Origin of the sequence: Salipaludibacillus neizhouensis (assembly GCF_002886185.1) — a bacterium.
Classification (GTDB): domain Bacteria; phylum Bacillota; class Bacilli; order Bacillales; family Salisediminibacteriaceae; genus Salipaludibacillus; species Salipaludibacillus neizhouensis.
The window spans coordinates 280350-294875 of the sequence record NZ_KZ614147.1; the positions used below are offsets into that span (position 1 = coordinate 280350).

Sequence of the window (14526 nt, forward strand, 5' to 3'; positions counted from 1 at the left end):
TAACACCTTTCTTTTCTTACAATAAATCACTGATAGGGACGATTATCGTCCTGTGCTTTTCTTGATGATGTCTTCTGAAATACTTTTCGGTACTTCTTCATAGTGGTCGAAAGTCATTGTATAATTTCCGCGACCTTGTGTGTTTGAACGAAGGGATGTCGCATATCCGAACATCTCTGCTAAAGGAACCATCGCTTTAACTGTTTGTGCATTACCGCGAGCTTCCATACCTTCTACACGACCACGACGGGAAGTGATATCACCCATGATGTCACCCATGTATTCTTCAGGGATAACAACTTCTACTCTCATTAGTGGTTCAAGTAGAGCTGGGTTACATTTAGTTCTAGCCTCTTTAAATGCCATTGATGCAGCTACTTTAAATGCCATCTCATTCGAGTCAACATCATGGTAAGAACCATCATATAATCTTGCTTTAACATCAATTACAGGGAAACCTGCGAGTAGACCGTTGTCTAAAGAATCTTTAACCCCGGCGTGAACTGAATTGATATATTCACGTGGTACTACCCCACCTACAACATTATCAATAAATTCGAAACCTGCACCCTCATCATTAGGTGAGAATTCGATCCATACGTGACCGTACTGACCTCGTCCACCAGATTGACGTACAAACTTACCTTCACATTTCGCAGCTTGGCGAATTGTTTCACGATAAGATACTTGAGGAGCACCTACATTAGCTTCTACATTAAACTCACGTTTCATACGATCAACAAGGATATCTAAGTGAAGCTCACCCATACCAGCGATGATAGTTTGACCTGTTTCGTCATCTGTGTGCGTTTTGAAAGTTGGATCCTCTTCTGCGAGTTTAGCAAGTGCCATACCCATCTTATCTTGGTCGGCTTTTGATTTTGGCTCAACAGACAATGAGATAACTGGATCTGGAAACTCCATAGATTCAAGGATAACGTGATTTTTTTCATCACTTAACGTATCCCCTGTTGATGTGTCCTTCAAACCAATCCCTGCAGCAATATCACCGGAATAACAAGTAGGAATTTCCTCACGGTGGTTTGCGTGCATTTGTAAGATTCGTCCCATACGCTCACGCTTCCCTTTGGAAGTATTGCGAACATAGGAACCAGCATCTACTTTACCAGAATAGACTCGGAAGAATGTTAGTTTACCAACAAACGGGTCTGTAGCAACCTTAAATGCTAAAGCAGAAAAAGGTTGGTCATCCCCGGCTTTACGGATAACTTCTTCCTCAGAATCTGGTTTGATACCTCTGATAGCTTCAACATCTGTTGGAGCTGGTAAGTAATCAATAACGCCATCCAACAACAGTTGAACACCTTTATTTTTAAAAGCCGATCCACATAGAACAGGATAGAACTCTACACTAAGTGTAGCAGTACGAATAGCTTGCTTTAACTCAGCTTCCGTAATCTCTTCTCCTTCTAAATACTTCATAGTGAGATCTTCATCTAATTCAGACACAGCTTCTACAAGTTTGTCACGATACTCTACCGCCTGAGCTTTATACTCTTCTGGAATTTCACGAGCTTCACTACGAGTTCCTAGGTCATCTAAATAGAAGAATGCTTCCATTGTAACGAGATCAATAATTCCTTCAAAATCGTCTTCAGCACCAATTGGTAACTGTATCGCAGCAGCGTTAGCTCCTAAACGATCTTTTAACGTTTTGAGTGAATATACGAAATCTGCACCTAGTTTATCCATCTTATTTACAAAGACGACTCTTGGCACACCATATGTTGTTGCTTGACGCCAAACTGTTTCAGTTTGTGGTTCTACACCGGACTGAGCATCTAATACTGCTACTGCACCATCTAATACTCTTAATGAACGTTCAACTTCGACTGTGAAGTCTACGTGTCCAGGAGTATCGATAATATTTATCCGATGACCTCTCCACTGTGCTGTTGTGGCAGCAGACGTAATTGTGATCCCACGCTCTTGCTCTTGGTCCATCCAGTCCATTTGAGAACCGCCATCGTGAGTTTCACCAATTTTGTGAATGCGCCCTGTATAGAAAAGAATACGCTCTGTAGCTGTCGTTTTACCGGCATCAATATGAGCCATGATTCCGATATTACGAGTCTTTTCTAAGGAGAATTCTCTTGCCATTAGTCAATTTCTCCTTCCCTTATTATGAAAACGTTTAGTTGTATTGAAGGGGAACCAATTCGCAATTGAATTGATTCCTTATCCAAACCTTTAATTCTACCAGCGATAATGAGCAAATGCTTTATTCGCTTCAGCCATACGGTGAGTATCCTCACGCTTTTTAACAGCTGCGCCAGTGTTATTAGCAGCATCCATAATTTCATTTGCAAGACGCTCTTCCATTGTTTTCTCTCCACGAAGACGAGCGTAGCTTACTAACCAACGAAGTCCTAATGTCGTACGACGCTCAGGTTTCACTTCGATAGGTACTTGATACGTTGCTCCACCTACTCGGCGTGCTTTAACCTCAAGTACTGGCATGATATTCTTTAATGCTTGTTCGAAAACTTCCTGTGGATCATTACCTCCACGTTCACGGACAAGATCAAATGCTTTATAAAGTATAGTTTGTGCTTTTCCTCTTTTACCATCAGACATAATACGGTTAATTAAACGCGTAACTAATTTAGATTGATAAATCGGGTCAGCTAGTACGTCTCTACGAGGTACGGGTCCTTTACGAGGCATTGAAGTCCCTCCTTTCACGAATTAATAGTAGTTTTTGTTTCTGAAAATCTTTATTTCTTAGGTCTCTTCGTTCCATACTTAGAACGGCTTTGCATGCGGTTCTCAACACCAGCTGTGTCAAGAGCTCCACGTACGATATGATAACGTACCCCCGGTAAGTCTTTCACACGTCCGCCACGGATAAGTACAACACTGTGTTCTTGCAGGTTGTGCCCAATTCCAGGGATGTATGCAGTTACTTCGATTTGGTTCGTCAAACGAACACGGGCATATTTACGAAGTGCCGAGTTCGGCTTCTTCGGTGTCATCGTACCTACACGAGTACAAACTCCACGTTTCTGTGGTGAATCCTCATCTGTTTGAATCTTTTTAAAACTGTTATAACCTTTATTTAAAGCTGGAGAGTCAGACTTTCTAATCTTCGACTGACGTCCCTTACGCACTAATTGGTTAATTGTAGGCATTGGTTTTCCTCCTCTCTTAATTGAAATATGCAAGACCACTGGTCCAGGTGGTCCACAAATGGGTAAAAGGAAAGCTTTCACCAACAGGGGCGAGCCTGTTGGTAAAAACTATTTTACTTTTTAATAGCTACGATTGCTGCATTTACGTCAATACCACAGGCTTTTCCAAGCCTTTTCATAGAATCAACGGAATTAACTTGAACACCTTTGTCATTTGCCAAAGTCATGACCTTGTCTAACACTTGATGATCAGCATCTTCTGCAACAAAGAGCTCTTTTACCAGCTCATTTTCCAGTGCTTTAAGCGTCTGCTTCGTGCCTACGACTTTATTAGCTGCCTGGGCTACTTTTTCATAAGACATCTGTAATCCTCCAAAGCATCAGGTATTTGGCACACTAGGATATAGTACCACCGTCGTATTTCAGTGTCAATACCTATTTCACTTATTCCTTCATTGCTACTTCTTCAACAACTTCATTTTTATCTGTTTTTGATTTATCAGCTGCTGACATTTGGCGGTAACGTTGCATACCTGTACCGGCTGGAACTAATTTACCGATTATAACGTTTTCCTTCAACCCGACTAATTCATCGCGTTTACCTTTAATAGCCGCATCTGTCAAAACACGTGTTGTTTCTTGGAAGGAAGCTGCAGATAAGAAAGAATCCGTCTCAAGCGATGCTTTCGTAATACCTAGTAGAACCGGACGACCTGAAGCAGGGCGGCCATTTCTTAGAAGTATATCACGGTTTGCATCGTTGAATTGATGGATTTCCACGAGTGAGCCTGGTAATACATTTGTATCACCTGCATCAATAACACGAATTTTACGCATCATTTGACGAACCATAACTTCGACGTGTTTGTCTCCGATTTCAACACCTTGCATACGGTAAACTTTTTGTACCTCTCTCAGCAGATACTCCTGAACTCCCTGAACACCTGATACAATCAAGAGTTCTTTAGGATCGATAGAACCTTCTGTTAGTTCTTGGCCAGGCAACACTTTCTCTCCGACTTCTACTTTCATCCTGGAGCCGTAAAGTGTTGGATAGTTCCGTACCTCAATAGCACCCTGTACAACGATTTCTTTCTTATCGTTAACCTCTTTAATTTCGATAACTTCCCCTTCAATCTCGGAAATAATCGCAAGACCTTTAGGATTACGAGCTTCAAAGACTTCCTGAATTCTCGGTAAACCTTGAGTAATGTCATCTCCAGCTACCCCGCCGGTGTGGAAAGTACGCATTGTTAACTGTGTACCTGGCTCACCAATAGATTGCGCTGCGATAATACCTACTGCTTCACCAACTTCTACTTCAGAACCAGTAGCAAGGTTTCGACCGTAGCACTTCTTACATACACCATGTTTCGTATCACATGTGAATGCGGAACGAATTAGTACCGTTTCCACTCCAGCATCTTCAATTACTTTGGACATGTCTTCTGTAATGTCCTGGTTACGTTCAACGAGGATCTCATTCGTTTCAGGATGGTAAAGTCTTTGGAAAGATACGCGACCAACTAAACGATCGTATAAACTTTCAATGATTTCATTACCTTCTTTTATTGCTTTAACAATTAACCCTCGATCAGTGCCACAATCGTCATCACGAATAATAACATCTTGAGCCACGTCTACTAGGCGCCGAGTGAGATACCCTGAGTCCGCTGTTTTAAGAGCAGTATCTGCAAGACCTTTACGAGCACCGTGAGTGGAGATAAAGTACTCCAGTACTGTTAGACCTTCACGGAAACTGGATTTAATCGGAAGCTCAATAATTCTTCCGGACGGGTTAGCCATCAGACCACGCATACCAGCAAGCTGGGTAAAGTTAGAGGCGTTACCACGCGCTCCAGAATCACTCATCATAAAGATAGGGTTATTAATATCCAATGTGCCCATCAATTTATTTTGAATCACATCTTTTGCTGCACTCCAGATAGCAATTACTTTATCATATCTCTCTTCTTCCGTGATTAGACCACGACGAAACTGTTTTAAGATCCGCTGTACTTTTTCTTCAGAATCATCAAGGATCGCTTGTTTGTCAGCAAGAACAACAATATCGGAAACCCCAATAGTGATTCCAGCTTTCGTTGAATAAAAGAACCCTAAATCCTTCATCTTATCCAACATCACAGATGTTTCAGAAATCTTGAATTTCTTAAAGACCTCCGCAATGATGTCACCTAGGAAACCTTTCTTAAATGGTAGGACAAGATCACGTTTTTTAAATTCTTCTTTCACATCCGTCCCTCTTGGTACAAAGAACTTCGACGGAGTCTCTAACTCAAGATTCTCAATCGTAGGTTCGTTAATATAAGGGAACGATTCTGGAAGAATTTCATTGAAAATCACTTTACCTACCGATGTAAGGATAAGTTGGTCTTCAAATTCATCTCTAAAGTTTAATTTACTTAATGATGAAACAGGGACAGCGATTCTTGTATGAAGATGTACATATCCATTTGTATATGCGGTCATTACTTCATTAGGATCGTTAAAAATTCTTCCTTCGCCAATTGCACCTTTTCTCTCAATGGTCAAGTAGTAGTTACCTAATACCATATCTTGAGATGGTGTAACAACAGGTTTACCATCCTTTGGGTTTAAAATGTTTTGAGCCGCAAGCATAAGGATACGAGACTCCGCTTGCGCTTCAGCAGATAATGGAACGTGCACTGCCATTTGGTCACCGTCAAAGTCAGCGTTATATGCTGTACAAACGAGTGGATGGAGTTTAATCGCACGACCTTCAACCAACGTTGGTTCGAAAGCTTGAATTCCCAATCTGTGAAGCGTTGGTGCACGGTTTAATAAAACCGGATGTTCTTTAATTACTTCTTCCAAAACATCCCACACTTCAGGGTGGACACGCTCGACTTTTCTTTTCGCACTCTTGATGTTATGAGCAAACCCTTTACTGACGAGCTCTTTCATAACGAAAGGCTTGAATAACTCCAACGCCATTTCTTTTGGAAGCCCGCACTGGAACATCTTTAAATGAGGTCCAACTACGATAACGGAACGACCTGAGTAATCGACACGTTTTCCTAATAAGTTTTGACGAAAGCGTCCTTGTTTACCTTTCAACATATGCGAAAGGGACTTCAATGGACGGTTACCCGGTCCAGTAACTGGACGACCTCTTCGACCGTTATCAATAAGGGCATCTACAGCTTCCTGCAGCATACGCTTCTCATTTTGAACGATAATGTTTGGTGCGCCTAGATCTAACAGACGCTTTAATCGATTGTTACGGTTAATAACACGGCGATAAAGGTCGTTTAAATCAGATGTCGCGAATCTTCCTCCATCAAGTTGAACCATTGGTCGTAACTCTGGTGGTATAACAGGAAGGACATCTAGCACCATCCAAGAAGGATCGTTTCCTGAGTGTCGAAAAGCCTCGATAACTTCCAAACGTTTAATGGCTCTCGTTCTTCGTTGTCCTTGGGCTGTTTCTAACTCTTCTTTTAAACTTACTGCTTCTTTGTCGAGTTCAATGTCTTCTAAAAGTTTACGAATCGCTTCTGCACCCATTTGTGCAGAGAATGTACGACCGTATTTCTCTCGGTAAGCCCGGTACTCTTTTTCAGAGAGCAACTGTTTCAACTCTAATGGTGTATCTCCAGTCTCAGTTACAACGTAAGATGCAAAGTAAATTACTTCTTCGAGTGACCGTGGAGACATATCCAATACAAGACCCATACGACTCGGAATCCCTTTGAAATACCATATGTGAGACACAGGGGCAGCTAATTCAATATGCCCCATGCGCTCTCGACGAACCTTTGATCTAGTAACTTCAACACCGCAGCGATCACAAACGACACCTTTATATCTGACGCGTTTGTATTTTCCACAATGACATTCCCAGTCCTTTGTAGGTCCAAATATCCGTTCACAGAAAAGCCCGTCTTTTTCTGGCTTCAATGTTCTGTAGTTAATCGTTTCCGGTTTCTTGACTTCTCCTCGAGACCAAGAACGAATCTTATCTGAGGATGCAAGACCGATTTTCATATACTCAAAATTATTCACATCTATCAAGGGGTTAACCTCCCTTTCAGCATTCAAGTTCTTACGTTACCCGTTGGATTCTCCACTGGACTCTAGGTTTAAGTTAAGCTTATCATTTGATTGATCATCATCATCATCAAGCTCTAGCATGTCGATTTCTTCGTCATTACTAGATAGCATTTTCACATCCATACCAAGACTTTGAAGTTCTTTAATCAATACTTTGAAAGATTCTGGAACACCTGGTTCTGGAACGTTTTCTCCTTTGACAATTGCCTCGTACGTTTTCACACGGCCGATCGTGTCATCTGATTTAACCGTTAGGATTTCTTGCAGTGTATAGGCGGCACCATATGCCTCTAATGCCCATACCTCCATCTCACCGAAACGTTGACCACCAAATTGTGCTTTACCACCTAAAGGCTGCTGTGTAACGAGAGAGTAAGGTCCTGTTGAACGTGCATGTAATTTATCATCAACCATGTGAGCAAGTTTAATCATGTACATAATACCCACAGAAACACGGTTATCAAATGCTTCTCCAGTACGACCATCATAAAGGACCGTTTTACCATCTCTGGACATACCAGCCTCTTCAATCGTACTCCATACATCTTCTTCTTCTGCTCCATCAAAAACTGGTGTAGCGATGTGAATTCCTAGTTGTCTAGCAGCCATACCCATGTGAAGCTCTAATACTTGCCCGATATTCATACGCGATGGAACCCCTAGTGGGTTAAGCATAATATCAATGGGAGTACCGTCAGGCATATATGGCATATCTTCCTCAGGTAAAATGCGGGAAATAACACCTTTGTTACCGTGTCGCCCTGCCATTTTATCTCCTTCGTGAATTTTACGCTTCTGTACGAGATAGACACGAACAAGCTGGTTTACACCAGGTGGAAGTTCATCCCCGTCTTCACGGTTGAATACCTTCACGTCAAGAACGATACCGTCCCCACCATGTGGAGTTCTTAGTGATGTATCACGAACTTCCCTTGCTTTTTCACCGAAAATCGCATGAAGTAATCGCTCTTCTGCAGTTAGTTCCGTTACCCCTTTAGGCGTAACCTTTCCGCATAGAATATCTCCATCTTTCACTTCAGCACCTGTTCGAATAATACCGCGTTCATCCAGGTTACGAAGCGCATCTTCCCCTACGTTCGGAATATCGCGGGTAATCTCCTCTGGTCCGAGCTTTGTATCTCTAGCCTCAGATTCGAATTCTTCAATATGAATAGATGTATATACATCATCTTTTACAAGACGCTCACTAAGGATAATCGCATCCTCATAGTTGTAACCATCCCATGTCATAAATCCGACTAGAACATTCTGACCTAGTGCCATTTCTCCCTTTTCCATAGAAGAACCGTCAGCAAGGATTTCGCCTTTTTCTACAATCATACCTTCACTTACGATTGGGCGCTGATTATAGGAAGTACCTTGGTTCGAACGTTCGAATTTCATTAATTTATATTGTTTTAGATTACCTTCTACTTCTTTGCCATCTACTTCTTCGATTACGCGAATATCAATATATCTAGCTGATACTCGTTCAACTCTACCTTTCGTCGCGGAAACAACAGAAGCACCCGAGTCTTTCGCATTCACATACTCCATACCAGTTCCTACTAATGGAGAATGTGGTTCTAAGAGCGGAACTGCTTGACGCATCATGTTGGCACCCATTAACGCACGGTTAGAGTCATCGTTTTCTAAGAAAGGAATACACGCAGTAGCGGCGGAAACAACCTGTTTTGGTGATACATCCATGTAATCTACTCGATCACGAGGAACAATAATGTTCTCCCCACGGAAACGACAAATAATATCATCGTCCATAAAAGCACCATTCTCATCTAACTTTGCATTTGCCTGAGCAACTACATAGTTATCCTCTTCGTCAGCAGTTAAGTAGTCTACCTGTTTGGAAACGAGTTCGGCATCATGATCAACCTTACGATATGGCGACTCTATGAAACCAAATGGGTTGACCTTCGCAAAACTTGATAATGAGTTAATTAAACCGATGTTCGGTCCTTCAGGTGTCTCAATCGGACACATACGTCCGTAGTGGGAATAATGAACATCTCGCACTTCAAAGCCAGCACGCTCACGAGTTAAACCACCAGGTCCAAGGGCAGAGAGACGACGCTTATGCGTTAATTCCGCTAATGGGTTTGTCTGGTCCATAAATTGAGATAGCTGAGAGCTACCGAAGAACTCTTTAATAGAAGCAATAACAGGTCGAATATTAATCAACGCTTGTGGTGTAATCATATTTGCATCCTGAATCGACATGCGCTCACGAACTACACGTTCCATTCGAGATAAACCAATTCTAAATTGGTTTTGCAGTAATTCCCCTACAGAACGTAAACGGCGGTTTCCTAGATGATCAATATCATCGGTATTACCAACGCCATGCAACAAGTTAAAGAAGTAACTGACAGACGAGATAATATCCGCCGGTGTAATGTTTTTAATTTTTTCATCAATTTGGCCATTAGCTATTACCCGAATTGGTAATTCATCATCTCCAGCTTGCTGTGAATAAATTAAAACAGACTGAAGCTCTACTTCTTCATCGTTAATAACTCCGCCTTGAAGAGTAATGTGTTTGAAACCAACATTGTTATTCAAGTATGGAATAAGTTTATCCAAAAGACGGCGATCAATTAGGGAACCTTCTTCTGCCAGTATTTCACCAGTATCTGGATCAACTAACGTTTCAGCCAATTTCTGGTTAAATAAACGATTTTTAATATGAAGCTTTTTATTCATTTTATAACGACCTACATTTGCTAGATCGTACCTTTTCGGATCAAAAAAGCGGGATTCTAGTAGACTTTTGGCGCTATCTACAGTTGGTGGTTCTCCCGGACGTAAACGCTCATAGATTTCCAACAACGCTTTTTCTGCAGTGTCAGTATTGTCTTTTTCAAGCGTATTACGTAAATACTCATCTTCTCCTAACAAGTCAATGATCTCTTGATCAGAGCCAAACCCAAGCGCACGCAATAAAACTGTTACCGGGATTTTTCGTGTACGGTCAATACGAACATACACAACATCTTTGGCATCAGTTTCTAATTCTAGCCAAGCACCACGATTCGGTATTACCGTTGTAGTGAAGCCGCGCTTCCCATTTTTGTCTATTTTTTGACTAAAATACACACTTGGTGAACGAACAAGCTGTGAAACAATAACTCGCTCTGCACCGTTAATAACGAATGTACCTGTGTCTGTCATGAGAGGGAAATCTCCCATAAATACTTCTTGCTCTTTTACTTCACCGGTTTCCTTATTAATAAGGCGAACCTTTACTCGAAGTGGAGCAGAATACGTGACATCACGTTCTTTCGATTCATCCACAGGATACTTTGGATCTCCTAAGCTATAATCAATAAACTCAAGAACTAAATTTCCTGTAAAATCTTCAATTGGTGAGATGTCTTGAAACATCTCTCGTATACCCTCATCAAGAAACCATTGATAAGAAGCCGTCTGAATTTCTATCAAGTTTGGAAGATCCAAAACTTCATTAATTCTTGCGTAACTTCTCCTCTGGCGGTGGCGTCCATACTGAACTAGTTGACCTGTCAACTTATTCACCCCTCAAACCTAACGTTTTTATCATCAAAAGGAATCCAAAGATACTTGGCTCTTCCTTTGACAGATACGTAATTAATTCTTGCTAACCTTACCGAATAGCTTGCCATACTTCTAAAAAATTTGTCCTGTTAAAAAACATCGCTGATAAGCAACCAATAATTAGCATTCGGACAGATTTTTGCCTAACGCTAATTAGTTACTCTACTTTCACTATCAACATGAATCTTTCACATAACCAAAATAAAAGGTTTTAAGAGAACCTTTGTAGAATATTGATATGTGGTGAGAAAATTAGATTATTAAATAAAGAAAAAAAGGGTTATAAAGTCTCCTATCACTTTCCTGCATAAAAGACGTTCATAGTTTGTCCAAATCACCCTTTTTATATACATCAATATTTATTAAAAACCTCTTTAATTCACCGACAATTCAACGTTTTCTACTTTTAGAGACATTAATAGAGCATAAAAACCCTATTCTCGATTTTTATGTTCATACGCATTAAATAACACTATCACAAACAAAATCCATAGTCAACATTTTTTTCCATGGAAAACAAAATAACCTTTTTCTTTCACTTCCGTCGTAACTTCAAAGTTTAACTGTTCGAGTTTTTTCTTGGTAGATGCTGCACCTTGCTTCTTTTGAATAACCACCCAAATTTCACCTTTTTCATGAAGTGCAAGTGCGGTTTGTTCATAAAGTTGAAAAACAACTGCTTTACCGGCTCGAATTGGAGGATTTGTTATCGCAACTGCAAAAGAATCTTCTTTTACGTTCTCTAGTAGATCACTTTGATATATAGAGACATTTTTCGCACCATTTAATTTAGCATTTTCCTCTGATAGTGATACGGACCTCTCATTAATATCTACCATGTGAACTGTTCGATCAGGTATCAGTTTTGCAACAGTAATTCCAATTGGCCCCCATCCACAACCTATATCTAGTATTGGTCCCTTAATATCGGGCTCACGAAAAGCTTCAATTAATAATCTACTTCCAAAATCAAGTCCACCTTTGGAGAATACGCCACTATCCACACTAAACTTAAATGTTTCATCTTTCACATTTACTTGGATATGTTTAATATTGCTTTTAACAGCAGGTTTTTTAGAATAATAATGATCAGACATCCTTCGTTCACGCCCTTTACATCTCTATTCATTTGGATAAAGAAAGCTCGCTTTGGGATCCAAAGCGAGCTTTCTTTGTTTATCTAAAAACTAAATTACTTAACTTCTACAGAAGCTCCTGCTTCTACTAACTTAGCTTTGATTTCTTCAGCGTCTTCTTTGCTTACGCCTTCTTTAACTGGAGCTGGAGCACCATCAACAAGTCCTTTAGCATCTTTAAGACCAAGACCTGTGATTTCACGAACAACTTTGATTACTCCGATTTTAGCAGATCCAGCTGATTCAAGGATAACATCAAATTCAGTTTGCTCTTCAACTGCTTCAGCAGCGCCACCAGCAGCTGCAACAGGAGCTGCTGCAGAAACACCAAATTCTTCCTCAATAGCTTTTACTAAATCATTTAATTCTAATACTGACATTTCTTTAATCGCGTCAACCATTTCTTGCTTAGTCATAATATTATTCCTCCTATTTTGATAGTTCTGCCGTTAGGCTAATTTTTTTAATATAGTGTTACAAGATTGCTTACGCACCTTGCTCTTCTTCTTTTTGATCTGCAACTGCTTTAGTAGCCACTGCAAATCCGCGGATTGGAGCTTGCATAACGTTGAGTAGCATAGATAGTAAACCTTCGCGTGATGGAAGAGATGCTAATGCTTTGATCTCCTCTAGTGATGCAACACGTCCTTCAATAATACCTGCTTTAAGTTCTAATGCGTTGTGGTCTTTTGCAAAGTTATTAAGAATCTTTGCCGGAGCAATAACATCATCATTACTAAAAGCAATCGCCGTCGGCCCAACTAACTGCTCATCAATTCCTGACAAGTCTGTTGTTTCAGTTGCACGACGTACCATAGAGTTTTTATATACTTTAAAATCAACATTCGCTTCACGTAATTGCTTACGAAGCTCTGTAATTTCAGATACATCTAACCCGCGATAGTCTACTACGATCGTAGCAACACTATCTTTTAATTTACCTGCGATCTCATTTACAACTTGACTCTTCTTTTCGATCACTGTACTCATACTGACACCTCCCAATGACATTTTGTCACACACCGTTTACCGTTTGAAAGCTATAAAAAAGCCCCCATGTATAGACATGGAGGCAAGTATAATCTATTCCCTATTGTATTAATAGGTTTTCGACGCTACAAACCTCGGCAGGAAATTAAGCACTGTGTGCACCTACTGTCTACGGTATGATCGATTAAATTCACAATTACGAGTATAACTCCCTATGACAGGGAAGTCAACTACAGTTTATAATTAGATGCGTTAATTTTTAAGCCAGGTCCCATTGTAGCTGCAATTGCAACATTACGAATGTAAGTCCCTTTTGTTGCTGAAGGCTTAACTTTTAACAACGTATCCATCATCGTTTTGAAGTTTTCAACAAGCTTGTCGTTATCAAAGGAAGCTTTACCAATTGGTACGTGAATATTCCCTGATTTATCAACGCGGTATTCAACTTTACCTGCTTTGATTTCATTAACAGCTTTTTCAACATCAAAAGTTACTGTACCAGTTTTAGGGTTAGGCATTAAACCTTTAGGTCCTAATACTCGTCCTAGTTTACCAACTTGAGCCATCATGTCTGGAGTAGCTACAACCACATCAAAGTCTAACCAACCTTGAGTTACTTTATTGATCATATCTTCTTCCCCAACAAAATCAGCACCAGCTGCTTCAGCTTCTTTTGCTTTGTCTCCTTTAGCGAAAACAAGAACACTTTGTGTCTTACCTGTTCCGTTAGGAAGAACGACTGCTCCACGAATTTGTTGATCCGCTTTTTTAGGATCCACTCCTAAACGAGCTGCTAATTCAACCGTTTCATCAAATTTTGCAGTAGCCGTCTTTTTCACAAGCTCAATTGCTTCTTCTACATCATATAATTTCTCGCGGTCAACTTGTTTGATCGCGTCTTGATATTTTTTACCTTTAGCCATTGTTCTTTCCTCCTCATGTGGTTTTAGCGGTTAGACCTCCCACTATTAAAGGTTGCGAACCTGAAAGTTTCAGGCAGGACCTATGTCCTGTAATCGCAACCTCAATCTTCTAACATCGGTCCATTAGTCTTCAATAACGATTCCCATGCTACGGGCAGTACCTTCAACCATACGCATCGCTGCTTCTACATCAGCTGCGTTTAAATCAGGCATCTTTGTTTCTGCAATTTCTTTTACTTTATCACGCTTTAACGTTGCCACCTTATTGCGATTCGGTTCACCAGAACCTGAATCAATACCAGCTGCCTTCTTTAGAAGAACTGCTGCAGGTGGAGTTTTTGTGATAAAAGAAAATGAACGGTCTTCAAATACCGTAATCTCAACTGGGATAATTAAGCCCGCGTCTTCTTGCGTACGAGCGTTAAACTCCTTACAAAATCCCATAATGTTAACCCCTGCTTGACCTAGAGCCGGCCCAACCGGTGGTGCTGGATTCGCTTTCCCAGCTGGAATTTGCAATTTAACTACTTTAATGACTTTTTTAGCCACGCGACACACCTCCTTAAGTCCGTGATGTGGTAACCGAGCATATAAGTTATTCAGAAGATCTGAGGCAAAGCCTGTCGAAACTCTGATTTC

At 40.6% G+C, this 14526-nt stretch carries 11 protein-coding genes and 1 other annotated feature; all 11 genes read right to left on the reverse strand.

The genetic code is table 11. The features are described 5' to 3' along the window. Positions 1–42: 42 nt before the first annotated feature. A complete protein-coding gene (fusA, locus tag CEF18_RS18335) occupies positions 43–2121 on the reverse strand; it encodes an elongation factor G (protein ID WP_110937990.1) in 2079 nt (692 codons plus the stop codon). Positions 2122–2217: 96 nt separating this feature from the next. Then, positions 2218–2688 (reverse strand): 30S ribosomal protein S7, encoded by a 471-nt coding sequence (gene rpsG, locus CEF18_RS18340; protein WP_110937991.1) that lies wholly within the window; start codon positions 2686–2688, stop codon positions 2218–2220. A gap of 50 nt (positions 2689–2738) precedes the next feature. Next, positions 2739–3152, reverse strand: coding sequence for a 30S ribosomal protein S12 (rpsL, locus tag CEF18_RS18345; protein ID WP_110937992.1), 414 nt, complete (start codon positions 3150–3152; stop codon positions 2739–2741). A gap of 113 nt (positions 3153–3265) precedes the next feature. Further along, positions 3266–3514 (reverse strand): 50S ribosomal protein L7ae-like protein, encoded by a 249-nt coding sequence (locus CEF18_RS18350; RefSeq protein ID WP_110937993.1) that lies wholly within the window; start codon positions 3512–3514, stop codon positions 3266–3268. A gap of 82 nt (positions 3515–3596) precedes the next feature. After that, complete coding sequence (rpoC, locus tag CEF18_RS18355) at positions 3597–7208, reverse strand: DNA-directed RNA polymerase subunit beta' (RefSeq protein ID WP_110937994.1); 3612 nt, start codon at positions 7206–7208, stop codon at positions 3597–3599. Between the two features lie 36 nt (positions 7209–7244). Then, the gene (gene rpoB / locus CEF18_RS18360) at positions 7245–10790 is read right to left on the reverse strand and encodes a DNA-directed RNA polymerase subunit beta (RefSeq protein ID WP_110937995.1); all 3546 of its coding nucleotides are present in this window, start codon (positions 10788–10790) and stop codon (positions 7245–7247) included. Positions 10791–11332: 542 nt separating this feature from the next. Beyond that, complete coding sequence (locus tag CEF18_RS18365; RefSeq protein ID WP_110937996.1) at positions 11333–11935, reverse strand: class I SAM-dependent methyltransferase; 603 nt, start codon at positions 11933–11935, stop codon at positions 11333–11335. A 95-nt stretch (positions 11936–12030) separates the two neighbouring features. Then, the gene (gene rplL / locus CEF18_RS18370) at positions 12031–12390 is read right to left on the reverse strand and encodes a 50S ribosomal protein L7/L12 (RefSeq protein WP_110937997.1); all 360 of its coding nucleotides are present in this window, start codon (positions 12388–12390) and stop codon (positions 12031–12033) included. Positions 12391–12460: 70 nt separating this feature from the next. After that, on the reverse strand, positions 12461–12964 hold the full coding sequence (gene rplJ / locus CEF18_RS18375; protein WP_110937998.1) for a 50S ribosomal protein L10: 504 nt from the start codon (positions 12962–12964) through the stop codon (positions 12461–12463). A 45-nt stretch (positions 12965–13009) separates the two neighbouring features. Further along, positions 13010–13157, reverse strand: a sequence feature (ribosomal protein L10 leader region). Positions 13158–13194: 37 nt separating this feature from the next. After that, the gene (rplA, locus tag CEF18_RS18380) at positions 13195–13887 is read right to left on the reverse strand and encodes a 50S ribosomal protein L1 (protein ID WP_110937999.1); all 693 of its coding nucleotides are present in this window, start codon (positions 13885–13887) and stop codon (positions 13195–13197) included. 123 nt (positions 13888–14010) lie between these two features. Further along, the gene (gene rplK, locus CEF18_RS18385) at positions 14011–14436 is read right to left on the reverse strand and encodes a 50S ribosomal protein L11 (RefSeq protein ID WP_147422022.1); all 426 of its coding nucleotides are present in this window, start codon (positions 14434–14436) and stop codon (positions 14011–14013) included. Between the last annotated feature and the right edge of the window lie 90 nt (positions 14437–14526).

Excerpts from the sequence above, each read along its gene's own strand:
- rplJ (WP_110937998.1), bottom strand. The coding sequence starts at position 12,964 with ATGAGTACAGTGATCGAAAAGAAGAGTCAAGTTGTAAATGAGATCGCA.
- rpsL (WP_110937992.1), bottom strand. The coding sequence starts at position 3,152 with ATGCCTACAATTAACCAATTAGTGCGTAAGGGACGTCAGTCGAAGATT.
- CEF18_RS18365 (WP_110937996.1), bottom strand. The coding sequence starts at position 11,935 with ATGTCTGATCATTATTATTCTAAAAAACCTGCTGTTAAAAGCAATATT.
- rpsG (WP_110937991.1), bottom strand. The coding sequence starts at position 2,688 with ATGCCTCGTAAAGGACCCGTACCTCGTAGAGACGTACTAGCTGACCCG.
- CEF18_RS18350 (WP_110937993.1), bottom strand. The coding sequence starts at position 3,514 with ATGTCTTATGAAAAAGTAGCCCAGGCAGCTAATAAAGTCGTAGGCACG.
- fusA (WP_110937990.1), bottom strand. The coding sequence starts at position 2,121 with ATGGCAAGAGAATTCTCCTTAGAAAAGACTCGTAATATCGGAATCATG.
- rplL (WP_110937997.1), bottom strand. The coding sequence starts at position 12,390 with ATGACTAAGCAAGAAATGGTTGACGCGATTAAAGAAATGTCAGTATTA.
- rplA (WP_110937999.1), bottom strand. The coding sequence starts at position 13,887 with ATGGCTAAAGGTAAAAAATATCAAGACGCGATCAAACAAGTTGACCGC.